The sequence below is a fragment of the Citrobacter sp. Colony219 genome (assembly GCF_019382635.1).
Classification (GTDB): domain Bacteria; phylum Pseudomonadota; class Gammaproteobacteria; order Enterobacterales; family Enterobacteriaceae; genus Citrobacter; species Citrobacter youngae.
The window spans coordinates 414,664-436,172 of sequence record NZ_CP080033.1 but is presented as its reverse complement, the minus strand read 5'-3'; the positions used below and the strand labels follow the sequence as shown (position 1 = coordinate 436,172).

The following is a 21,509-nucleotide window of genomic DNA, read 5'->3' as shown; positions in this document are numbered from 1 at the left end:
CGCGGGCACATGGAGAATAATAATGAGTCAGACCTCTTCTAATCCGGCAACCCTACGCTTGCCGTTCAAAGAAAAACTCGCCTATGGGATGGGTGATTTAGGTTCCAATATCCTGCTGGACATAGGTACGCTCTATTTACTCAAGTTTTATACCGATGTTCTTGGTTTACCTGGAACTTATGGCGGTATCATTTTCCTTATCGCCAAGTTTTTTACCGCGTTTACCGATATGGGGACTGGGATTATGCTCGACTCGCGCCGCAAAATCGGCCCGAAAGGCAAATTCCGCCCATTCGTTCTGTATGCCGCATTTCCAGTGACGCTGCTGGCGATTGCGAACTTTGTCGGTACACCATTTGAAGTCACCGGTAAAACGGTGATGGCAACGGTACTGTTTATGCTGTACGGACTGTTCTTCAGTATGATGAACTGCTCTTACGGTGCGATGGTCCCCGCAATCACCAAAAACCCGGACGAACGCGCCTCGCTGGCAGCCTGGCGACAGGGCGGAGCCACTCTTGGCTTGCTGCTGTGCACCGTCGGCTTTGTTCCAGTAATGAACCTGATCGAAGGCAACTCTCAGTTGGGCTATATCTTCGCCGCCACCTTGTTCTCTCTGTTCGGCCTGCTGTTCATGTGGCTGTGCTATGCCGGGGTAAAAGAACGCTACGTAGAAGTGAAACCCGTTGATGCCGCGCAAAAACCGGGATTGCTGCAATCCTTCCGCGCCATCGCAGGTAACCGCCCGCTGTTTATTCTGTGCGTTGCCAACCTTTGCACACTTGGCGCGTTTAACGTCAAGCTGGCGATTCAGGTCTATTACACCCAGTACGTACTGAACGACCCGATCCTCCTTTCGTGGATGGGCTTTTTCAGCATGGGCTGTATCTTCATCGGTGTCTTCTTGATGCCGGGAATGGTCAGACGTTTCGGCAAGAAAAAGGTCTACATCGGCGGTTTGTTGATTTGGGTCGCGGGCGATCTGCTGAACTACTTCTTTGGCGGCGGCTCAGTCAGCTTTGTCGCCTTCTCCTGTCTGGCATTCTTCGGCTCAGCATTCGTCAACAGCCTGAACTGGGCGCTGGTCTCCGACACGGTGGAATATGGCGAATGGCGTACCGGCGTTCGTTCGGAAGGAACGGTATACACCGGCTTCACTTTCTTTCGTAAAGTGTCACAAGCGCTGGCGGGATTCTTCCCCGGCTGGATGCTAACGCAAATCGGCTATGTCCCCAACGTGGTGCAATCTGCCAGTACGGTCGAAGGATTGCGTCAGCTGATCTTTATTTATCCCTGCGCGTTAGCGGTGATCACCATTGTAGCTATGGGCTGTTTCTACAACCTTAACGAGAAGATGTATGTCCGTATCGTTGAAGAGATAGAAGCGCGTAAACAAACCGTTTGATAATAATAATGAATAGCGCTCTACGGGGCGCTATTGAGGAGCGATTATGTCTTTTCATGATCCGCTAACGCTAAAACTGAGCCTGCGTGAAAAATTCGCCTACGGAGTGGGTGACTTCGGCTCAAATTTGATGCTGTGTATCGGCACGCTGTATCTGCTTAAATTTTATACCGATGAACTAGGGATGCCGGCCTGGTACGGTGGGATTATCTTTTTAGTAGCGAAGTTCTTCACCGCCTTCACCGATATTCTGACCGGCGTGTTGCTGGACTCAAGGCGTAATATTGGCGCAAAGGGGAAATTCAGACCCTTTATTTTGTATGCGTCATTTCCTGTCGCCGTCGTCGCCAGCGCGCAGTTTTTAGCGACAGGCTTTACGCTGACGGTGAAAACGGGGCTGGCAACGGTGTTGTTCATGCTGTTCGGCCTGTTCTATAGCCTGATGAACTGTTCCTACGGCGCGATGGTGCCCGCAATTACTAAAAATCCACATGAACGCGCTCAGCTCGCCGCCTGGCGTCAGGGCGGCGCTACCGTAGGTCTGTTACTGTGTACCGTTGGCTTTATGCCAATTCAGGCTCTATTTGTCAGTTCGCCTTCGCTGGGTTATCTGATTGCCGCACTGCTCTTCTCTGTCTGCGGACTGTTCAGTATGTGGTGGTGCTTTAGCGGTGTGAAGGAACGCTATATCGAAATCGTGCCGGATCACCATAAACCCAGTATTCTCAAATCGTTCTGCGCCATTTTCCGTAACCCTCCGCTGCTGGTGCTGTGTGTCGCCAACCTGTGCACGCTGGCAGCATTCAACATTAAGCTGGCGATTCAGGTGTATTACACCCAGTACGTGCTCAACGATATACATCTGCTGTCGTGGATGGGTTTCTTCAGCATGGGGTGCATTCTGCTTGGGGTACTGCTGGTGCCCGCAGCCGTAAAACGTTTTGGTAAAAAGCAGGTTTACCTCGGCGGTCTGGCGCTATGGGCAATCGGCGATGTGCTGAACTTTTTCTGGGGCAGCACGTCATTTTTATTCGTGATGTTTTCTTGCATGGCCTTCTTCGGAACCGCTTTTGTTAACAGCCTGAACTGGGCGCTGGTTCCGGATACGGTCGATTATGGCGAATGGAAGACGGGGATCCGTGCGGAAGGCTCGGTATATACGGGTTATACCTTTTCTCGCAAAATTTCCGCGGCGCTCGCAGGCTTCCTGCCGGGTATTATGCTGACGCAAATCGGTTATATCCCCAACATAGCCCAGAGCGATGCTACCCTGCTCGGTTTGCGTCAACTCATCTTTCTCTGGCCTTGCGGGCTTGCAATTATTGCAGCACTCACAATGGGCTTCTTTTATAAGCTCAACGAAACACGTTTTGCTTTTATTATTGAGGAAATCAGCCAACGGAAGAAAAATAATATCCAACCAGACCCGGTTACCAATAAAAAGAATACCTCTGCTGTAAACGTATAAAAATAATAGCCGCCTATTCCATCTCAAGGGATGGCGGCCTCCCTACGCTTAAAAAATGGATTTATCATGAAAAAATTAACGACAATAATTCTCTTATCCTCTGTGGTATCAACCTCTGCTTTCGCTGGAGCCTATGTAGAAAACCGCGAAGCATATAACCTGGCGTCAGATCAAATAGAGGTCATGATGCGCGTCGGCTATAACTCTGATATGGGTGCGGGCATCATGCTCACCAACACCTACACGATGCAACGCAAGGATGAGCTAAAACACGGCTATAACGAAATAGAGGGCTGGTATCCGTTATTTAAACCGACAGATAAATTAACAATCCAACCTGGCGGGCTAATAAACGATAAGAGTATTGGTTCTGGCGGTGCTGTTTATCTTGATGTTAACTATAAATTTACACCATGGTTTAATCTTACCGTGCGTAATCGATATAACCATAATAACTACAGTTCAACCGACCTGAACGGCGACCTGGATAATAATGATACCTATGAAATAGGTAACTACTGGAACTTTGCCATTACCGATAAATTTTCCTATACCTTTGAACCGCACTATTTTATGCGAGTCAATGACTTCAATAGCAGCAACGGAAAAGATCATCACTGGGAAATTACCAATACCTTTAAGTATCGGATCAATGAACACTGGTTGCCCTACCTGGAATTACGCTGGTTAGATCGCAATGTTGAACCCTATCATCGCGAACAAAACCAGATTCGTGTTGGGGCAAAGTATTTCTTCTGATGCTGCTGATGATAAAAAAAGCCGCTGATAATCAGCGGCTTTTTTATACTTACCTGAGAAAGAGCGTTAATTACTCTTCTTTCGCGCCACGCATTGCACGGCGACGATCGTTTTCAGTCAGGTGACGCTTACGAATACGGATAGAGGTTGGAGTAACTTCTACCAGTTCGTCGTCATCGATGAATTCCAGAGCCTGCTCCAGAGTCATCTTAACCGGCGGAACCAGAACCGTCGCTTCGTCAGTACCGGACGCACGCATGTTGGTCAGTTTCTTACCGGTCAGGCAGTTTACAGTCAGGTCGTTAGAGCGGCTGTGAATACCGATGATCTGGCCTTCGTAAACTTCAGCACCGTGACCCAGGAACAGCTTACCGCGGTCCTGCAGGCTGAACAGTGCGAACGCAACTGCTTTACCCTGGCCGTTGGAGATCAGTACGCCGTTCTGACGCTGACCCACATCACCCGCACGAACATCGTCGTAGTGGCTGAAGGTGGAGTACAGCAGACCGGTACCGGAAGTCATGGTCATGAATTCTGAACGGAAGCCGATCAGACCACGGCTTGGGATCACGTAGTCAAGACGTACGCGGCCTTTGCCATCTGGATTCATGTTTTTCAGGTCGCCTTTACGCTCACCCAGAGCCTGCATGACAGAACCCTGATGCTGCTCTTCGACGTCCAGCGTTACGTTTTCGAACGGCTCTTGTTTACGGCCATCGATTTCGCGGAAGATAACTTTCGGACGGGAAACCGCCATTTCGAAACCTTCACGACGCATGTTTTCAATCAGAACAGACAGGTGCAGCTCACCACGGCCGGATACACGGAACGCATCCGCATCTTCGGTTTCTTCAACGCGCAGCGCAACGTTGTGCACCAGCTCTTTGTTCAGGCGGTCAAGGATCTGACGAGAGGTAACATATTTACCTTCTTTACCACAGAACGGAGAGGTGTTTACGCAGAAGAACATGGTTACGGTCGGTTCATCAACGGACAGAGCCGGCAGCGCTTCGACGTTCTGCGGATCGCAGATGGTGTCGGAGATGTTCAGTTCGCCCAGACCGGTGATCGCGATGATATCGCCGGCTTCGGCAATATCGCTCTCGATACGTTCCAGACCCAGATGAGTCAGAACTTTACCGACTTTACCGTTACGGGTTTTGCCTTCGCTATCAATGATAGTGATCTGCTGGTTCGGTTTAACTTTACCGCGTTTAATGCGGCCAATGCCGATTACGCCAACGTAGTTGTTGTAGTCCAGCTGAGAGATTTGCATCTGCAGCGGGCCATCAAGGTCTACGTTCGGGGCCGGTACACGATCAACGATAGTCTGATACAGCGGAGTCATGTCTTCAGCCATATCTTCGTGATCCAGACCTGCGATACCGTTCAGCGCGGAAGCGTAAACGATCGGGAAGTCCAGCTGTTCGTCGGTAGCGTCGAGGTTAACGAACAGGTCGAATACCTGATCAACAACCCAGTCAGGACGCGCGCCAGGACGGTCAACTTTGTTGATAACAACAATTGGCTTCAGGCCATGGGCAAAGGCTTTTTTGGTCACGAAGCGCGTCTGCGGCATCGGACCATCCATTGCATCCACCACCAGCAGCACGGAGTCGACCATGGACATTACACGTTCAACTTCACCACCGAAGTCGGCGTGCCCCGGGGTATCAACGATGTTGATACGGTAGTCATTCCATTTGATAGCGGTGTTTTTAGCGAGGATGGTAATCCCACGCTCTTTCTCCAAATCGTTGGAGTCCATCACGCGCTCTTGGGTTTCAGCACGTGCATCGAACGTACCGGATTGTTGGAGCAGCTTGTCTACCAGGGTCGTTTTACCATGGTCTACGTGCGCGATGATGGCGATGTTACGCAAATTTTCGATCACAACTTTGCCTCAGGCATTTTAGAAATAGCGCGTTATTGTACACGGATTAATCGCAGTACAAAACAGGATCACAAACATCCTCCGCAAACAAGTATTGCAGAGTTTCTTTGTGATCACATTCACGGAGCGTTAAAAGGGGTAATCTGACATGCTTTGCACCAATATGGTGCTTAATGTTCACATTAAAGCACTATAATGGTGCAATACAACCTTCATGGTGCAGCCCCTTTGCACGATAGTGCGCATGATAACGCCTTTTAGGGGCAATTTAAAAGTTGGCACAGATTTCGCTTTATATTTTTTACGGCGACACGGCCAATTTTTGCAGAATTGAAGACTTCGTTACCACGACGACCATGACCAATCCGGGAGAGTAAGTATGTCCGCTGAACACGTTTTGACGATGCTGAACGAACACGAAGTGAAGTTTGTTGATTTGCGCTTCACTGATACCAAAGGTAAAGAACAGCACGTCACTATTCCTGCTCATCAGGTAAATGCCGAATTCTTTGAAGAAGGCAAAATGTTTGACGGCTCCTCAATCGGTGGCTGGAAAGGCATTAACGAATCAGACATGGTTCTGATGCCAGATGCGTCTACTGCACTCATCGACCCGTTCTATGAAGAGTCTACCCTGATCATCCGTTGCGATATCCTGGAACCCGGTACGCTGCAGGGCTATGACCGCGACCCGCGCTCCATCGCAAAACGCGCTGAAGAGTATCTGCGTTCTACCGGCATAGCAGACACCGTTCTGTTCGGGCCAGAGCCAGAGTTCTTCCTGTTTGACGACATCCGCTTCGGCGCATCTATCTCCGGTTCTCACGTGGCTATCGATGACATCGAAGGCGCATGGAACTCCTCCACCAAATACGAAGGTGGTAACAAAGGTCACCGTCCTGGCGTGAAAGGCGGTTACTTCCCGGTTCCTCCGGTAGATTCTTCTCAGGACATCCGTTCTACCATGTGTCTGATCATGGAAGAAATGGGTCTGGTTGTTGAAGCGCATCACCACGAAGTGGCGACCGCTGGCCAGAACGAAATCGCGACCCGCTTTAACACCATGACCAAAAAAGCGGACGAAATTCAGATCTACAAATACGTTGTGCACAACGTTGCACACCGTTTCGGTAAAACCGCGACCTTTATGCCAAAACCGATGTTCGGTGATAACGGTTCCGGTATGCACTGCCACATGTCCCTGTCCAAGAACGGCGTAAACCTGTTCTCTGGCGACAAATATGCGGGTCTGTCTGAGCAGGCGCTGTTCTACATCGGCGGCGTAATCAAACACGCTAAAGCGATCAATGCCCTGGCTAACCCGACCACCAACTCCTACAAGCGTCTGGTCCCAGGCTACGAAGCGCCGGTAATGCTGGCTTACTCTGCCCGTAACCGTTCTGCTTCTATCCGTATTCCGGTAGTTGCTTCCCCGAAAGCGCGTCGTATTGAAGTGCGTTTCCCGGACCCGGCTGCTAACCCGTACCTGTGCTTCGCAGCGCTGCTGATGGCTGGTCTTGACGGTATCAAGAACAAGATCCACCCGGGCGAAGCCATGGACAAAAACCTGTATGACCTGCCGCCGGAAGAAGCGAAAGAGATCCCACAGGTTGCAGGTTCTCTGGAAGAAGCACTGAAAGAACTGGATCTGGACCGTGAGTTCCTGACTGCAGGCGGCGTGTTCACCAATGAAGCGATCGATGCGTACATTACGCTGCGTCGCGAAGAAGATGACCGTGTGCGTATGACTCCGCACCCGGTAGAGTTTGAGCTGTACTACAGCGTTTAATTTAACTTTTACACTCTCACATAAAAACGTGCAGAGAATGTAATAACCAATGGATTTCTTGCTACAGCAAGGCAGCAATTGAGTGAATCCCCGGGAGCTTACATAAGTAAGTGACTGGGGTGAGCGAAAGCAGCCAACACAGCTGTCGGGAGAAAGACGAAGGTTTTAGTTGCCGTGGAACTTTTAGCCCATCCCAGGATGGGCTTTTTTCTCCACTAACAACCTGCTTTCTCGCGCTTTTTTGATGTAAAAAGCTATAATGCACTAAATTGGTGCAACACTTTTCAGGAGACTGCTGAATGGCAACCGGCACGCTGCCCGATGCTGGGCAGATCCTCAATTCTTTAATCAACAGCATCTTACTCGTCGACGATGAGCTGGCGGTACATTACGCCAACCCGGCGGCACAGCAGCTGCTCGCCCAAAGCTCCCGCAAACTGTTTGGTACACCGCTTCCCGATCTGTTGAGTTATTTCTCCTTAAACATCGGACTGATGCGAGAGAGCCTGGAAGCAGGCCAGGGCTTTACGGATAACGAAGTGACGCTGGTGATAGACAGCCACTCACATATCCTCTCAGTGACCGCTCAGAGGCTGCCTGATGGCCTTATCCTGCTGGAGATGGCGCCAATGGATAACCAGCGCCGTCTGAGTCAGGAGCAGCTCCAGCACGCCCAGCAGATTGCCGCCCGCGATCTGGTGCGCGGTCTGGCGCACGAAATCAAGAACCCTTTAGGTGGATTACGCGGCGCAGCGCAGCTACTCAGCAAAGCGCTTCCGGACCCGGCGCTGACCGAATATACCAAAGTCATTATTGAACAGGCCGACCGCCTGCGTAATCTGGTCGACCGTCTGCTGGGACCACAACAGCCTGGTATGCACGTCACAGAGAGTATTCACAAAGTGGCGGAGCGCGTGGTGGCGCTGGTCTCAATGGAGCTCCCGGAAAACGTCACGCTGATTCGTGATTACGACCCGAGTCTGCCCGAATTACTGCACGATCCGGACCAGATCGAGCAGGTTCTGTTAAACATCGTGCGCAATGCTTTACAGGCGTTGGGACCGGAAGGCGGTGAGATCATTCTGCGTACCCGCACCGCGTTTCAGCTCACGCTGCACGGCGTACGTTATCGCCTGGCGGCACGGATTGATGTTGAGGATAACGGTCCGGGTATTCCCTCGCATTTGCAGGACACGCTGTTCTACCCAATGGTCAGCGGTCGCGAAGGCGGTACCGGCCTTGGATTATCCATCGCCCGTAATTTAATTGATCAACATTCCGGCAAAATTGAATTTACCAGTTGGCCGGGTCATACCGAGTTCTCGGTTTACCTGCCTATCAGGAAATAAGGTGACGTTTATGCAACGAGGAATAGTCTGGGTCGTTGATGACGATAGTTCCATCCGTTGGGTGCTTGAACGTGCGCTCGCAGGGGCAGGGCTAAGCTGTACCACATTTGAAAGTGGTAAAGAGGTGCTGGACGCGCTGGCCAGCAAAACGCCTGACGTACTGTTGTCGGATATTCGCATGCCGGGCATGGACGGTCTGACGCTGTTAAAACAGATTAAACAGCGGCATCCGATGCTTCCGGTCATCATAATGACCGCACACTCCGATCTGGATGCTGCCGTCAGCGCCTACCAGCAAGGGGCGTTTGATTATCTGCCCAAACCTTTTGATATCGATGAAGCCGTGGCGCTGGTCGAACGTGCCATCAGCCATTATCAGGAACAGCAGCAACCGCGCAATATTCAGATCAACGGCCCAACAACTGACATCATCGGCGAAGCGCCGGCAATGCAGGATGTCTTTCGCATAATTGGCCGACTGTCCCGGTCGTCAATCAGCGTATTGATTAACGGAGAGTCCGGGACCGGTAAAGAGCTGGTCGCCCATGCGTTGCATCGTCATAGCCCGCGCGTCAAAGCGCCCTTTATCGCGCTGAACATGGCGGCTATTCCGAAAGATTTGATCGAGTCTGAGCTGTTTGGCCATGAAAAAGGGGCGTTTACCGGGGCAAATACGATTCGCCAGGGGCGCTTTGAACAGGCTGACGGCGGTACGCTATTTCTCGATGAAATAGGTGATATGCCGCTGGACGTGCAAACGCGTTTACTGCGCGTATTAGCCGACGGGCAATTTTATCGCGTTGGCGGCTATGCGCCCGTGAAGGTGGACGTACGTATCATCGCCGCCACGCACCAGAATCTGGAACTGCGCGTACAGGAAGGCAAATTCCGCGAAGACTTATTCCATCGTCTGAACGTCATCCGCGTGCATCTGCCGCCGCTGCGTGAACGTCGGGAAGATATCCCCCGTCTGGCACGTCATTTCCTGCAGGAGGCCGCGCGCGAACTGGGCGTTGAAGCCAAACAATTACACCCGGAAACCGAGGCGGCGCTGACCCGTCTGGCCTGGCCGGGTAACGTGCGTCAGCTTGAGAACACCTGCCGCTGGTTAACCGTCATGGCCGCCGGGCAGGAAGTGCTGATTCAGGACTTACCGGCCGAACTGTTTGAAGCCAGCGTGCCCAATGCGCCTTCACACATGCAGCCGGACAGCTGGGCAACCCTGTTGGCACAGTGGGCAGACCGGGCCTTGCGTTCCGGTCATCAAAACCTGCTTTCTGAGGCTCAACCGGAGATGGAGCGCACGCTGTTGACCACCGCGCTACGTCATACCCAGGGGCACAAACAGGAAGCCGCACGCCTGCTTGGCTGGGGCCGTAATACCTTGACGCGTAAGTTAAAAGAACTCGGAATGGAGTGACGATTCGTCACTGTGTAAAGATTGATCATTGAGCGCAAACTGCTGCTATTTTGCGCTTTACTGTTCCGATGAGTTAAGTATGATCGTGCCCGGCAAACGGGGGGAAGTCATCATGCTGGAATCAATCATTAATCTGCTATCGAGCGGCTCAGTCGACAGCCACACGCCACAAACTGCGGTTGCCGCAGTGCTGTGTGCGGCGCTGGTTGGGCTGTTTAGCTGAAGGCGCGCCGGATGGCGCTAACGCTTATCCGGCCTACAGATTATCGCGACGTGTGGGCCCGGTAAGCGTTAGCGCCACCGGGCAACCCGGTTAAATGACGCGGGAGAACTGCTGCATGCGCGCTTTCTGGCGCAGATATGCATCAAAGCACATGCAAATATTACGGATCAGCAGGCGCCCCTTCGGCGTAACCTGAATCCCCTTCTCATCCACATCCACCAGCCCATCTTTCGCCAGTGGTGCCAGCAGTTTCAGGTCTTCGGCAAAATAATCAGCGAAGTTGAGATCCCATTGCTGTTCCACGGCGGCATAGTCGAGACGGAAGTTGCAGATCAAAAGCTTAATAACATCCCGACGAATGCAGTCGTCGCGGTTCAGCGTAATTCCGCGCCACAGTGCGTTCCCTTGCTCGTCGACCTGCTGGTAATAGTGCTTCAGCTCTTTCTGGTTCTGCGCGTAGCTGTCGCCAATCATGCTGATAGCCGATACGCCCATCCCCAGTAAATCAGTATCGCCCTGGGTGGTATAACCCTGGAAATTACGGTGCAGCACACCTTTGCGTTGAGCAATGGCCAGTTCATCATCCGGGCGGGCAAAGTGATCCATCCCAATGAACTGATAACCCGTTTCGGTCAGTGAAGAGATGGTCTCCTGCAGAATATCCAGCTTCTGCTGCGCGCTGGGCAGGTCAGCATCTTTAATCTTGCGTTGGGCAGCAAACAGCGTTGGCAGGTGCGCGTAGTTAAAGACGCTCAGACGGTCTGGATTCAGCTCAGACACGCGTTTCAGGGTGAAGGCGAAGCTTTCCGGTGTCTGTTTTGGCAGGCCATAAATCAGATCAATATTTGTTGAGGTAAAGCCAATCTCCCGCGCATGATTCAGCAGCGCAAAGATAAACTCCTCATCCTGCTCACGGTTCACCAGGCGCTGAACTTCTTTGTTGAAGTCCTGTACCCCCATGCTCAGGCGGTTAAAACCTTCAGCACGTAAATGATCAAGTACATCCAGCTCAATTTCGCGCGGATCAACTTCGATCGAGATTTCGGCGTCATCGTTAAAGTTGAAATTACCACGCAGCAGCGACATCAAACGGCTGATTTGCGCTTTATTTAAGTAAGTTGGCGTACCGCCGCCCCAATGCAGTTGGCTGACATGGCGTCCGACGAACAGCGGAGCGCGGTGAATAATTTCTTGTTCCAGGGCATCGAGGTATTGATCGGCTTTATGCTGCTGGCGAGTCACAATCTTGTTGCAGCCACAGAAGTAGCACAGTTTGTGGCAGAACGGGATGTGAACGTATAGCGAGAGCGGACGCTCAGGATAACGCGCCACGGCCTTTAGAAATGCTTCTGTGCCGTAGTCTTCAGAAAACTCCAGCGCGGTCGGGTACGAGGTATATCGTGGCCCGGAATAGTTATATTTCTGGATCAGGGCCAGGTCCCAGTCTATTAGCTGCTCTGACATGCTCACTCCTTCCGATGGCGTCTCTGGCGGGTACGGCGTACCGGCTTAACCCCAGTGCGGGTGATGAGCCGGTTGCGCAGCCACTTCTGTCGCCGCGACAACCGCTGTAGTTTAACGAATAACCACACCAGATAACATATAACCGGAAGGGTTATAAGCAGGACGGGAAGACCCACGGTGTAAAATCGTTAGTTGCCGCCTTTCAGCAGGCGCATCATGTCTTCCTGCTTTTCTTCCTCTTCCTCTTCTTCCTCGTCATCGTAAGAAAGACCCAGCTTTTGCATCAGCTCATCGATGCGGTCCAGCTTGGCATCAACCCAGGCCTGATCTTCCGCGCTCAGGGTTTCTCCTGCTTCAAGACGCTCCAGCAGCGCATCCAGGCGCTCATCCGTTTCCAGTAAATCCAACTCAGCCTGTGGTGAAAGCATAGGTTTCTCACTCTTCGGTTTGTGCTGTTTGGTGACTTTTTCGGTCACGCCCAATGGAATGGGGTTTTTGCTGCCAATACGAGGATCTTTTTGCTTGTTTTGGTTTCCGCCACCAGAACCGCCTTCGCTACCGGACGCACGGCTACCCGCCGCATGACCACGGTGTTTTTTCTGGCGCTTACGGTCGCGAGCTTCCTGGTTAATTTCTTCGCGTGTTTTACGACGCGCTTTTGCAGGACCTTTACCGCGTGGTGTAGAAGTTGGTTTCATCATGATTCGTCTTTGGCTGTATTTATTCAGTATATAATTGCGCCGGAATCTAGCAGAAATAAAGAAAAAAGGCGACAGAGTAATCTGTCGCCTTTTTTCCTGACTCTCAACCCTTACGGGCTCTACTATCCCTGTTGGCTATCAACACACCCTGTTTTTCCCTTAGCCTGCAACATTCCGTGTTGTTTCCATTTCCTTTTATTAACGTCTCCGGACGTTTGTCTTCCTGACAATCCTGTGTCTTCGCCTCCTGGCGCTCCTGACCCTCATCCTGAGTCGTTTATCCTGTCAGCTTCCTCGCTATGGACGCTACTTTACCGTTTTGGTTTAAACGTACAAGTAACCTGGGTAACAATTTCTGATTTTAAGAATAGCGCCCAAATGTAACTCTATGATTTATTTTAGTTCTGTCATTTTTTACTCTGTCATCTCGTATAGAAACTGTCGGCAATGTCTCACAAAGCGCGGGGTTTTTACTCACACAGCCCACTCGTCGAAAAACCAGCCTTTTGCTGGGGTTCAGGTATAATCGCTGCAAAGCCCTGATTGATGGAGAGGACTGCTTTGACTAACTTGAATTATCAACAGACGCACTTTGTGATGAGTGCGCCTGATATTCGCCACTTACCTTCCGACACCGGTATAGAAGTGGCTTTTGCTGGCCGTTCCAACGCAGGCAAATCCAGTGCGCTAAATACCCTGACGAATCAAAAGGGTCTGGCGCGTACATCTAAAACGCCGGGCCGTACTCAGCTCATCAACCTGTTTGAAGTTGTGGACGGTAAACGCCTGGTCGACCTGCCTGGTTATGGTTATGCCGAAGTCCCGGAAGAGATGAAACGTAAATGGCAGCGCGCACTGGCCGAATACCTGGAAAAACGCCAGAGCCTGCAAGGTCTGGTGGTACTGATGGATATTCGCCACCCGCTAAAAGATCTCGACCAGCAGATGATCCTGTGGGCTGTGGAGAGCAACGTTCAGGTTCTGGTGCTGCTGACTAAAGCAGACAAGCTGGCCAGCGGCGCGCGCAAAGCGCAGCTGAATATGGTACGTGAAGCCGTACTGGCATTTAACGGTGATGTGCAGGTAGAAGCATTTTCATCACTGAAAAAGCTGGGTGTGGACAAACTGCGGCAGAAGCTGGATAGCTGGTTTAGTGAGCTGGCGCCGATTGAAGAGATGCAGGACGGGGAATAACCCACCGTATTGCCGGATGGCGCCGCTGCGCGTCTTATCCGGCCTACAGCGTGTACAAAACTTTTCTTTCGCACAATAAAAAACGCCCCAGTCATTACTGACTGGGGCGGCTAAAATATTCAGCCAAATCCGATTACGTGAAGTAAAAGGTCTGAAAGATAGAACATCTTACCTCTGTACCCTACGTGAATAACTTTACTCTTTTTTGAGCAGCTCAGAAAGCACTTTTTGTAATTTTTTTTCATTCCTTACATAGGGAATTCTAATGGACATCACAAAAAGTTCTATCTTATGTTGCTTAGTTACGAAAAAGAGCCGTTATTCAGTAAACCCTTAGTGCGCCTGATCCCAGTTTTCACCACTACCAACTTCCACCAGCAATGGCACATCAATTTGCGTCTCGTTTTCCATCAGCTGATGGATCTTTTTCGAGACGCTTTCGAGGTCATCTTTATGCACTTCAAACACCAGTTCATCGTGCACCTGCATGATCATACGCACACGCGGTTGCTCGGTTTGCAGCCATCTGTCCACCGCAATCATCGCTCGTTTGATAATGTCTGCGGCAGTACCCTGCATCGGGGCGTTAATTGCCGCGCGTTCTGCACCGGCGCGGCGAGCGCCATTACTGGATTTAATATCCGGTAAATAGAGACGGCGACCTTCCAGCGTTTCTACATAGCCCTGCTCTTTTGCCTGTGCACGCGTTCGTTCCATATATTCCAGCACGCCAGGGTAGCGCTCGAAGTAGAGATCCATGTACTTCTGTGCTTCTTTACGCGGAATATTCAGCTGACGCGCCAGACCGAAGGCGCTCATGCCATAGATCAGACCAAAGTTAATGGCTTTTGCGCTGCGGCGCTGTTCGCTGGTCACTGAATCGAGCGGTAAACCAAAAACTTCTGCCGCCGTTGCACGGTGAATATCTTTCCCTTCGGCAAACGCGGTAAGCAGGCCTTTATCGCGCGAGAGATGCGCCATAATACGCAGCTCGATCTGCGAGTAGTCCGCAGAGACAATCACGTAGTCTTCTGGCGCGATAAATGCCTGGCGAATACGACGACCTTCATCGTTACGTACCGGGATGTTTTGCAGGTTAGGATCGGTTGAAGACAAACGTCCGGTCGCCGTAACCGCCTGATGATAGGAGGTATGTACGCGTCCGGTTTTTGGGTTGATCATCAACGGAAGCTTATCCGTGTAGGTCGACTTCAGTTTTGCTAACCCACGATATTCCAGGATAACTTTCGGCAACGGATAATCCAGCGCGAGCTCTTCCAGCACCTCTTCCGACGTTGATGGTGCGCCGCCCGGCGTTTTCTTCAGCGGCTTAATACCTTGCTTTTCAAACAAGATAGTTTGCAGCTGCTTGGTGGAAGAAAGGTTAAACGCTTCTCCGGCAATCTCGTGCGCTTTTTGCTCCAGCTCGTTCAAACGCAGCGTCAGCTCTTCTGAATGCTTGTGCAGAACAGCCGGATCGATTTTCACACCATTGCGCTCAACGCGGGACAGAACCGGAACCAGCGGCATATCAATATTTTCGAAAACATTTAGCGGCCCTTTGTGCTTCTGCAGTTCTGGCCACATCTTCAGATGCAACTGAAGCGTAACATCGGCATCCTCTGCGGCATAGCGCCCGGCCTCTTCCAGTGCTACCTGGTTAAAGGTCAGCTGGTTTTTACCTTTCCCGGCAATCTCTTCAAAGGTGATGGTTTTATGTTTCAGCCAGCGATCTGACAGGCTGTCCATATCGTGTCGGCCTGCAACACTGTTAAGAATGTAGGATTCGAGCATGGTGTCAAAGGTGATGCCGCGAAGCTCGATGCCATAGTTCGCCAGGATACCGCGATCGTACTTCAGGTTTTGCCCAACTTTATGCGCGTTCTCATCTTCCAGCAGCGGCTTCAGGAGCGCCAGCGCGCGGTCGCGAGAGATCTGATCGGGGGCATCCAGGTAATCATGAGCGACAGGAACATACGCAGCCACACCTGGCTCAATGGCAAAAGACAGGCCAACCAGATTCGCGGAGATGTTGTCCAGGCTGTCAGTTTCAGTATCAAAGGCAAAGACGGGCGCTTTCTTCAGCTTTGCAATCCACTCTTCCAGCGTTGCTTCGTCCAGAATCGTCACATAATTGTCGTAGGAAAGCACCGTGGCAGGTTCCTCAGGCGTTTCATCGACAACGATGGTCTCCTGCGGTTTAGCTGCCGGTTTCGTCCCTTTCGCCTGTAGCCATTTACCGGCTTCAACGTCAGTAACCCAACGCTTGAATTCATACTGTTTAAACAAGCCCAGCAGTTCTTCTGCTGCTGGTTGGCGCACTTCCAGCTGCTCGCAGGTTAATTCCAGCTCAACATCCGTTTTGATGGTAGCCAGCTTATACGAGAGATACGCCACTTCTTTATTCTGCTCGAGTTTGCCTGCCATGGTTTTGGCACCACGGAAGCTCAGTCCTGCTATTTTGTCGGATTCCGCATAGAGAGTATCCAACCCACCCAGCCCCTGCAGCAACGCCTGAGCCGTTTTTTCACCCACGCCTGGTACACCTGGAATGTTATCTGAGGAGTCCCCCATCAGCGCCAGGAAATCGATGATCAATTCAGGCGGAACACCGTACTTATTTACGACCTCATCCGGACCAAGGATCGTATTAGTCATAGTGTTGATGAGGGTGATATTCGGCGTCACCAGCTGAGCCATATCTTTATCGCCGGTGCTAATCAGCACCGGACGCCCCACCTTCTCTGCCTCACGTGCCAGCGTACCGATGACATCGTCCGCTTCCACGCCTGAAACCGCCAGCAATGGCAGCCCCATCGCTTTTACCATCGCATGCAGAGGTTCAATCTGCGCACGTAAATCGTCCGGCATTGGCGGGCGGTGCGACTTGTAGTGTTCGAATAATTCATCACGGAAGGTTTTACCCTTAGCGTCGAATACCACCGCTGCATGCGTAGGTTGATATTGCAGAATCAAGCTACGCAACATGTTGAGGACGCCGTACATCGCACCAGTAGGCTCTCCTGCGCTGTTCGTCAGCGGCGGGAACGCGTGGTATGCGCGATACAGGTAAGATGAACCGTCTACAAGGATAAGTGGGTTTTCTGGGATCTGAACCATAATGTCCGTGCCTGTTTATCAGATTATGGGTAAAGGATGCCACAGACAGGATGAAAACATGAGTTTTTCGCCGCATTTGTCGAAAATCTTTTGCAGATCTTCTGCGTTGCTCGCAAAGCGTGCTGTGGATAACTTTGTGAATAAATAATTTTCAGCTCTTTAAATGTAGCAACAAAATTATCACTTCATAATTTTTTTATATAAATTTCAAAGCATTAAATAAAGACGCAGCATTTTATTCCATTTTTACAGCTTATATCCTGATGTGGATAGATATTCCTGTTTTTTCTATTCAGCGAAGATCCATCATTTGGTTCGTTTTCTGATAAAATCAGCCCCTTGCGCCTCATTTAGCGCACTATCTATGGCTAACCTTTTGAATAATTTAATTATGACGAGAATACTCGCTGCGATAACGCTGTTGCTGAGTATCGTATTGACCATATTGGTCACGATTTTTTGTTCTGTGCCGATCATCCTTGCAGGGGTTGTAAAACTCCTTTTGCCCATTCCTGTCGTCTGGCGCAAGGTTTCTGTCTTCTGTAATTTCATGATGTATTGCTGGTGTGAAGGTCTGGCGCTACTGCTGCACCTTAATCCACGATTAAAGTGGGATATCGAGGGGCTGGAAGGTCTTAGCAAGAAAAATTGGTATCTGCTCATTTGTAACCATTACAGCTGGGCTGATATCGTTGTGCTTTGCGTTCTATTCCGTAAGCACATCCCGATGAATAAATACTTCCTCAAGCAGCAGTTAGCCTGGGTACCCTTTATTGGCCTGGCCTGCTGGGCGCTGGATATGCCGTTTATGAAACGCTATTCGCGTGGTTATCTGCTTCGCCACCCGGAACGGCGCGGTAAAGATGTCGAAACAACGCGTCGTTCCTGCGAGAAATTTCGTGCGCATCCAACAACCATTGTGAATTTTGTTGAGGGTTCACGGTTTACCAAAGAAAAACGCGAGCAAACCCGTTCACCCTATCAAAACCTGCTTCCTCCCAAGGCGGCCGGTATTGCGATGGCCTTGAACGTCCTGGGGTCACAGTTCGATAAAATGTTGAACGTCACGTTGTGCTATCCGGAAAACAGCAGCCGACCGTTCTACGATATGCTGAGCGGTAAGTTAACGCGGATTGTCGTGCGGGTGAATCTGGAGCCAATCCATGAAGAGTTGCACGGTGATTACGTAAACGATAAGGGATTCAAGCGTCGGTTTCAGCTATGGCTAAATACGCTGTGGAGTGAGAAAGACGCGCAGCTCGATGCAATTAAAGCCTCAAATAAAAAAGCCGGTCAGTGACCGGCTTTTGCTTTTACTTCTGACCGACCAGATACTTCACGGTATCCGCATACTGTTGTACAAAGATATCCATGCTGCTGGTGTCCATACCCTGCGGGTTGACCTGATATTTGCCATTAACAAACATCGCCGGCACGCCCTGCAGCTGCAAGTCAGCCGCCGCTTTTTCCTGCTGCGCCACGAGTGATTTCACCACGAAGCTGTTCCATGCCGCATCATAGTCTTCGCCTTTAATACCTGCGTCGACAAACACTTTGCGGATATCTGCAACAGATTGAACGGTCTGAGTTTTCTGAACCCCTTCAAACAGCGGAACAGTGACCTGATCTTCAACGCCCAGCGCCATAGCAACCGCCCATGCCTGCGTCAGATCTTTACCCAAAGGCCCCAGAAATTCGACGTGGTATTTGGTCATCTTGGTGCCTTCCGGCAGCTTTTTCTTCACGTTATCAGACACGTGAAGCACTTCTTCAAACTGGTAGCAATGTGGGCAGTAGAAGGAGAAAAACTCCAACACCTGCGGTTCACCCGCAACAGGCTTTTCCAGTGTGATGTACTGCTTACCATCCTGGAACTGCGCTGCCGATGCGCTAAAAGCTAAAACCATACCAGCCAGCGCCAGCCATATTTTTTTCATGTTCAAGTTTCTCCGATTAATACATTGGCGTTAATTGTAAGGGGGGCTCTTGCAGAATTTTTGCCTGCTCAATAAAGGTCGCAGTCTGACGATGCCAGTAATCTTCCCCGGTTAACCACGGGAAGTTTTTTGGAAACGCAGGGTCAGCCCAACGTCGAATTAGCCAGGCAAGATAATAAACTAAACGCATAGCGCGTAAAGGTTCTATCAGTCCGATTTCAGAAGTATCGAACTCACTAAACTCTTCATAAGCTTCGATAATGGTTTCAAGCTGCATACGTTGTTCAGCTTTATCGCCATTGAGAAGCATCCATAAATCCTGAACAGCCGGACCATTACGAGCATCATCTAAATCGACAAACATCGGGCCATCGCGCCACAAAATATTACCGGCATGGCAATCACCGTGCAGGCGTAATGTGTTAAAACGCGTATGCCAGCGATCGGTAACGAGTGCGATCAGCGCATCCGTTGCCTTAAGGAAGGCCGCTTTTTGCCCTGATGGGATCAGCGGTGCGTGTTCAAAAACGTTACGCGGCTCAGTCAGATACTCTTCAAGGCCAATCGTTGGGCGAAAGGCAAAAGTACGCTTGCAGCCGGTCTGATGCATACGCCCCAGATAGCGACCCACCGCCTCCATCTGATCGATGTTGTCGGCCTCAAACTGTCGCCCGCCGACGCTGGGGAAGATCGCATAATGAAAACCCTGATGACTTAACAGCGTTTGGCCGTTTAGTACTAGCGGCGCAGCGACCGGGACTTCATCGCTCACCAGTTCCAGAGCAAACTGGTGTTCTTCCTGGATCTGATCGACAGACCAACGTTCAGGGCGATAAAACTTAACGACAAAACGTCGACGGTCTTCGTCCTGGAATTGATAGACACGGTTTTCATAGCTGTTAAGCGGGGTAAGCCCGGAATCCACCCGGATCCCCTGCTCAAACAGTGCATCCATGATGGTATCCGGGTGTAGCGTCTGGAAATTAAAAGCGTTGTCGTTCATCCCATCATCCGGAAAATACTACGAATGATTCAGGATATCATTTCGCAGCGCTTTCGGTGGTGGCGATTACAAGCTTTTACTCTTTAATTACGCCACGTGCGCGGAGTAGTGCAGTTTTAAAATCTTCTTCATAATCTTTCTGAATACCTGGGATGACCGCGTCTTTCGCCGAGTCACGCATTTTCAGGTGATAGATCAGAATGTCATCAGTTAAATCCGCCAGTTCGCCGTCAAAACCTGACTCTTGCGCCAGTTTCTGCAAAAATTGCATCAGGTTTAGATCGGGTTCTTTCTGCCAGGCTGGCTGGAGGAGTTCAATAACTTCATTCAGACGTTTACATTTCATGGTTGTGCTCCTTAGGCTCAATACGGATACGTTAGCAGGGTCAATCCCACATTAAAAGAGGCGATATCAGTGATTCTGGATAGTGCAATAACAGGGGTTGTGCTGGCAGGTGGTAAGGCCAGACGGATGGGCGGAACCGATAAAGGTTTGCTTGAGCTGGACGGAAAACCTCTTTGGCGACATGTGGCCGACATTCTCGCTTTGCAGGTCGAAACCGTGGTGGTCAATGCTAATCGCCACCGGGAGATTTACCAGCAAAGCGGCCTGAAAGTGATCCCCGATTCATTGGCCGATTATCCTGGTCCACTGGCCGGAATGCTGTCGGTATTCCTGCAACAAACAGGAGACTGGTTTCTATTCTGCCCGTGCGATATGCCCTATATTCCTCACGATCTGGTCACACGTTTGAAGGAACAGCGCAAAGCTGCACCGGTTGTCTGGGTGCATGATGGTGAAAGAGATCACCCAACCATTGCGCTGATGCACCGCTCTATGCAGCCTTTGCTGCAGGATTATCTTCAGTCCGGTGAACGACGCGTTATGGTCTTTATGCGTCTGGCTGGCGGTCATGCTGTCGATTTCAGCGATCATAAAGATGCGTTCGTAAACGTGAACACCCCCGAAGAGCTCGCAAAATGGCAGGAAAAATCATGATCCCATTACTCGCCATTGCGGCATGGAGCGGCACGGGAAAAACCACGCTGCTCAAAAAATTGATCCCGGAACTACGTGCCAGAGGTATACGTCCCGGATTGATTAAGCATACTCATCACAAGATGGATGTCGACAAGCCCGGTAAAGATAGCTATGAGTTACGCAAAGCCGGAGCGGCGCAAACGCTGGTTGCCAGTAAGCAACGTTGGGCGTTAATGGTTGAAACACCTGAAGAGCCCGAACTGGACCTGGCCTATCTGGTTAGCCGGATGGATGCTTCGACGTTAGATATGGTGCTTGTTGAAGGCTTTAAGCATGAACCTGTCGCGAAGATATTGCTGTTTCGTGAAGCGGCAGGGCACAGCATTGCTGAGTTGTCTATTGATGAGCACACTATTGCGGTGGCCAGCGACGTTGCGCTGGATGTAGGTGTGCCGATTCTGGACCTCAATGATCTAAACAGCATCGTCGAGTTTATTGTTAGTTGGCTGCGTACCCACCCGTAGGCCGGATAAGGCGAAACCGCCATCCGGCAATGTGCGCCGGGAGTGCCTGACGGCGCTACGCTTATCAGGCCTACAACAGCCTGGTTATCCGGAAATACAGACGTAAAAAAGCCCATCCGTCAGGATGGGCTTCTTCACTTATTTGATGCCTGGCAGTTCCCTACTCTCGCATGGGGAGACCCCACACTACCATCGGCGCTACGGCGTTTCACTTCTGAGTTCGGCATGGGGTCAGGTGGGACCACCGCGCTACAGCCGCCAGGCAAATTCTGTTATC

General features: G+C 50.9%; 19 protein-coding genes, 1 rRNA gene and 1 pseudogene. 11 read left to right on the top strand and 10 right to left on the bottom strand.

Features of this window, described 5'->3' with window-relative positions:
* Positions 1-22: 22 nt before the first annotated feature.
* From JTI85_RS01930 to ompL, 3 genes are all read left to right on the top strand, one after another.
* Positions 23-1,405 carry an MFS transporter gene (locus JTI85_RS01930; RefSeq protein WP_003028647.1) on the top strand — a complete coding sequence of 461 codons (1,383 nt, stop codon included), beginning with the start codon at positions 23-25 and terminating at the stop codon, positions 1,403-1,405.
* 46 nt (positions 1,406-1,451) lie between these two features.
* Entirely contained in the window at positions 1,452-2,873 is a 1,422-nt protein-coding gene (locus JTI85_RS01925) for an MFS transporter (RefSeq protein ID WP_119922274.1), read from the top strand.
* 66 nt (positions 2,874-2,939) lie between these two features.
* A complete protein-coding gene (gene ompL / locus JTI85_RS01920) occupies positions 2,940-3,632 on the top strand; it encodes a porin OmpL (protein ID WP_048214041.1) in 693 nt (230 codons plus the stop codon).
* A gap of 70 nt (positions 3,633-3,702) precedes the next feature.
* Here the strand turns inward: ompL and typA are convergent, their stop codons facing one another.
* The gene (gene typA / locus JTI85_RS01915; protein WP_003028641.1) at positions 3,703-5,526 is read right to left on the bottom strand and encodes a ribosome-dependent GTPase TypA; all 1,824 of its coding nucleotides are present in this window, start codon (positions 5,524-5,526) and stop codon (positions 3,703-3,705) included.
* 379 nt (positions 5,527-5,905) lie between these two features.
* On the opposite strand from typA, the gene glnA reads away from it, so the two are divergent.
* The 4 genes from glnA to JTI85_RS01895 all read left to right on the top strand — a co-directional run bounded on the left by glnA (position 5,906) and on the right by JTI85_RS01895 (position 10,307).
* Positions 5,906-7,315 carry a glutamate--ammonia ligase gene (gene glnA / locus JTI85_RS01910; RefSeq protein ID WP_003028638.1) on the top strand — a complete coding sequence of 470 codons (1,410 nt, stop codon included), beginning with the start codon at positions 5,906-5,908 and terminating at the stop codon, positions 7,313-7,315.
* A gap of 299 nt (positions 7,316-7,614) precedes the next feature.
* Positions 7,615-8,664, top strand: a complete 1,050-nt coding sequence (glnL, locus tag JTI85_RS01905) for a nitrogen regulation protein NR(II) (protein WP_005121842.1) — start codon at positions 7,615-7,617, stop codon at positions 8,662-8,664.
* A 10-nt stretch (positions 8,665-8,674) separates the two neighbouring features.
* Positions 8,675-10,084, top strand: coding sequence for a nitrogen regulation protein NR(I) (glnG, locus tag JTI85_RS01900; RefSeq protein ID WP_048214050.1), 1,410 nt, complete (start codon positions 8,675-8,677; stop codon positions 10,082-10,084).
* A 112-nt stretch (positions 10,085-10,196) separates the two neighbouring features.
* Positions 10,197-10,307, top strand: coding sequence for a YshB family small membrane protein (locus tag JTI85_RS01895; RefSeq protein WP_086523820.1), 111 nt, complete (start codon positions 10,197-10,199; stop codon positions 10,305-10,307).
* 90 nt (positions 10,308-10,397) lie between these two features.
* Here JTI85_RS01895 and hemN read toward each other — a convergent pair whose 3' ends face one another.
* The 3 genes and pseudogenes from hemN to JTI85_RS01880 all read right to left on the bottom strand — a co-directional run bounded on the left by hemN (position 10,398) and on the right by JTI85_RS01880 (position 12,824).
* A complete protein-coding gene (hemN, locus tag JTI85_RS01890; protein ID WP_115601219.1) occupies positions 10,398-11,771 on the bottom strand; it encodes an oxygen-independent coproporphyrinogen III oxidase in 1,374 nt (457 codons plus the stop codon).
* Between the two features lie 188 nt (positions 11,772-11,959).
* Positions 11,960-12,469 (bottom strand): Der GTPase-activating protein YihI, encoded by a 510-nt coding sequence (gene yihI, locus JTI85_RS01885; RefSeq protein WP_239505706.1) that lies wholly within the window; start codon positions 12,467-12,469, stop codon positions 11,960-11,962.
* Positions 12,470-12,575: 106 nt separating this feature from the next.
* A pseudogene (locus JTI85_RS01880) lies at positions 12,576-12,824 on the bottom strand (hypothetical protein).
* A gap of 209 nt (positions 12,825-13,033) precedes the next feature.
* Here JTI85_RS01880 and yihA point away from each other — a divergent pair.
* A complete protein-coding gene (gene yihA, locus JTI85_RS01875; protein ID WP_003840416.1) occupies positions 13,034-13,666 on the top strand; it encodes a ribosome biogenesis GTP-binding protein YihA/YsxC in 633 nt (210 codons plus the stop codon).
* Positions 13,667-13,999: 333 nt separating this feature from the next.
* Here yihA and polA read toward each other — a convergent pair whose 3' ends face one another.
* Together polA and JTI85_RS21180 are read right to left on the bottom strand one after the other, a co-directional pair.
* Positions 14,000-16,786 carry a DNA polymerase I gene (gene polA, locus JTI85_RS01870; protein ID WP_200045112.1) on the bottom strand — a complete coding sequence of 929 codons (2,787 nt, stop codon included), beginning with the start codon at positions 16,784-16,786 and terminating at the stop codon, positions 14,000-14,002.
* A gap of 306 nt (positions 16,787-17,092) precedes the next feature.
* A complete protein-coding gene (locus JTI85_RS21180; RefSeq protein ID WP_225807950.1) occupies positions 17,093-17,338 on the bottom strand; it encodes a hypothetical protein in 246 nt (81 codons plus the stop codon).
* Between JTI85_RS21180 and JTI85_RS01865 the strand changes: the two genes are divergently transcribed.
* Positions 17,223-18,086, top strand: a complete 864-nt coding sequence (locus tag JTI85_RS01865; RefSeq protein ID WP_233610596.1) for an acyltransferase — start codon at positions 17,223-17,225, stop codon at positions 18,084-18,086. The genes JTI85_RS21180 and JTI85_RS01865 overlap by 116 nt on opposite strands.
* Before the next feature lie 13 nt (positions 18,087-18,099).
* Here the strand turns inward: JTI85_RS01865 and dsbA are convergent, their stop codons facing one another.
* The 3 genes from dsbA to JTI85_RS01850 all read right to left on the bottom strand — a co-directional run bounded on the left by dsbA (position 18,100) and on the right by JTI85_RS01850 (position 20,072).
* On the bottom strand, positions 18,100-18,723 hold the full coding sequence (gene dsbA, locus JTI85_RS01860; protein WP_003028621.1) for a thiol:disulfide interchange protein DsbA: 624 nt from the start codon (positions 18,721-18,723) through the stop codon (positions 18,100-18,102).
* A 16-nt stretch (positions 18,724-18,739) separates the two neighbouring features.
* On the bottom strand, positions 18,740-19,726 hold the full coding sequence (locus JTI85_RS01855) for a serine/threonine protein kinase (RefSeq protein ID WP_101741987.1): 987 nt from the start codon (positions 19,724-19,726) through the stop codon (positions 18,740-18,742).
* Positions 19,727-19,802: 76 nt separating this feature from the next.
* Positions 19,803-20,072, bottom strand: coding sequence for a YihD family protein (locus tag JTI85_RS01850; protein WP_003028616.1), 270 nt, complete (start codon positions 20,070-20,072; stop codon positions 19,803-19,805).
* Positions 20,073-20,141: 69 nt separating this feature from the next.
* Between JTI85_RS01850 and mobA the strand changes: the two genes are divergently transcribed.
* Entirely contained in the window at positions 20,142-20,726 is a 585-nt protein-coding gene (gene mobA / locus JTI85_RS01845) for a molybdenum cofactor guanylyltransferase MobA (protein ID WP_124022003.1), read from the top strand.
* The gene (gene mobB / locus JTI85_RS01840) at positions 20,723-21,232 is read left to right on the top strand and encodes a molybdopterin-guanine dinucleotide biosynthesis protein MobB (protein WP_115644184.1); all 510 of its coding nucleotides are present in this window, start codon (positions 20,723-20,725) and stop codon (positions 21,230-21,232) included. Before mobA ends, mobB begins: the two co-directional genes overlap by 4 nt.
* Before the next feature lie 147 nt (positions 21,233-21,379).
* Here mobB and rrf read toward each other — a convergent pair.
* A 5S ribosomal RNA gene (gene rrf / locus JTI85_RS01835) occupies positions 21,380-21,495 on the bottom strand.
* Positions 21,496-21,509: the final 14 nt, after the last annotated feature.

Excerpts from the sequence above, each read along its gene's own strand:
- JTI85_RS01895 (WP_086523820.1), top strand. The coding sequence starts at position 10,197 with ATGCTGGAATCAATCATTAATCTGCTATCGAGCGGCTCAGTCGACAGC.
- JTI85_RS01850 (WP_003028616.1), bottom strand. The coding sequence starts at position 20,072 with ATGAAATGTAAACGTCTGAATGAAGTTATTGAACTCCTCCAGCCAGCC.
- JTI85_RS01855 (WP_101741987.1), bottom strand. The coding sequence starts at position 19,726 with ATGAACGACAACGCTTTTAATTTCCAGACGCTACACCCGGATACCATC.
- glnA (WP_003028638.1), top strand. The coding sequence starts at position 5,906 with ATGTCCGCTGAACACGTTTTGACGATGCTGAACGAACACGAAGTGAAG.
- glnG (WP_048214050.1), top strand. The coding sequence starts at position 8,675 with ATGCAACGAGGAATAGTCTGGGTCGTTGATGACGATAGTTCCATCCGT.
- polA (WP_200045112.1), bottom strand. The coding sequence starts at position 16,786 with ATGGTTCAGATCCCAGAAAACCCACTTATCCTTGTAGACGGTTCATCT.
- yihI (WP_239505706.1), bottom strand. The coding sequence starts at position 12,469 with ATGAAACCAACTTCTACACCACGCGGTAAAGGTCCTGCAAAAGCGCGT.
- ompL (WP_048214041.1), top strand. The coding sequence starts at position 2,940 with ATGAAAAAATTAACGACAATAATTCTCTTATCCTCTGTGGTATCAACC.
- JTI85_RS21180 (WP_225807950.1), bottom strand. The coding sequence starts at position 17,338 with ATGAAATTACAGAAGACAGAAACCTTGCGCCAGACGACAGGAATGGGC.
- JTI85_RS01925 (WP_119922274.1), top strand. The coding sequence starts at position 1,452 with ATGTCTTTTCATGATCCGCTAACGCTAAAACTGAGCCTGCGTGAAAAA.
- hemN (WP_115601219.1), bottom strand. The coding sequence starts at position 11,771 with ATGTCAGAGCAGCTAATAGACTGGGACCTGGCCCTGATCCAGAAATAT.
- JTI85_RS01930 (WP_003028647.1), top strand. The coding sequence starts at position 23 with ATGAGTCAGACCTCTTCTAATCCGGCAACCCTACGCTTGCCGTTCAAA.
- mobB (WP_115644184.1), top strand. The coding sequence starts at position 20,723 with ATGATCCCATTACTCGCCATTGCGGCATGGAGCGGCACGGGAAAAACC.
- dsbA (WP_003028621.1), bottom strand. The coding sequence starts at position 18,723 with ATGAAAAAAATATGGCTGGCGCTGGCTGGTATGGTTTTAGCTTTTAGC.
- glnL (WP_005121842.1), top strand. The coding sequence starts at position 7,615 with ATGGCAACCGGCACGCTGCCCGATGCTGGGCAGATCCTCAATTCTTTA.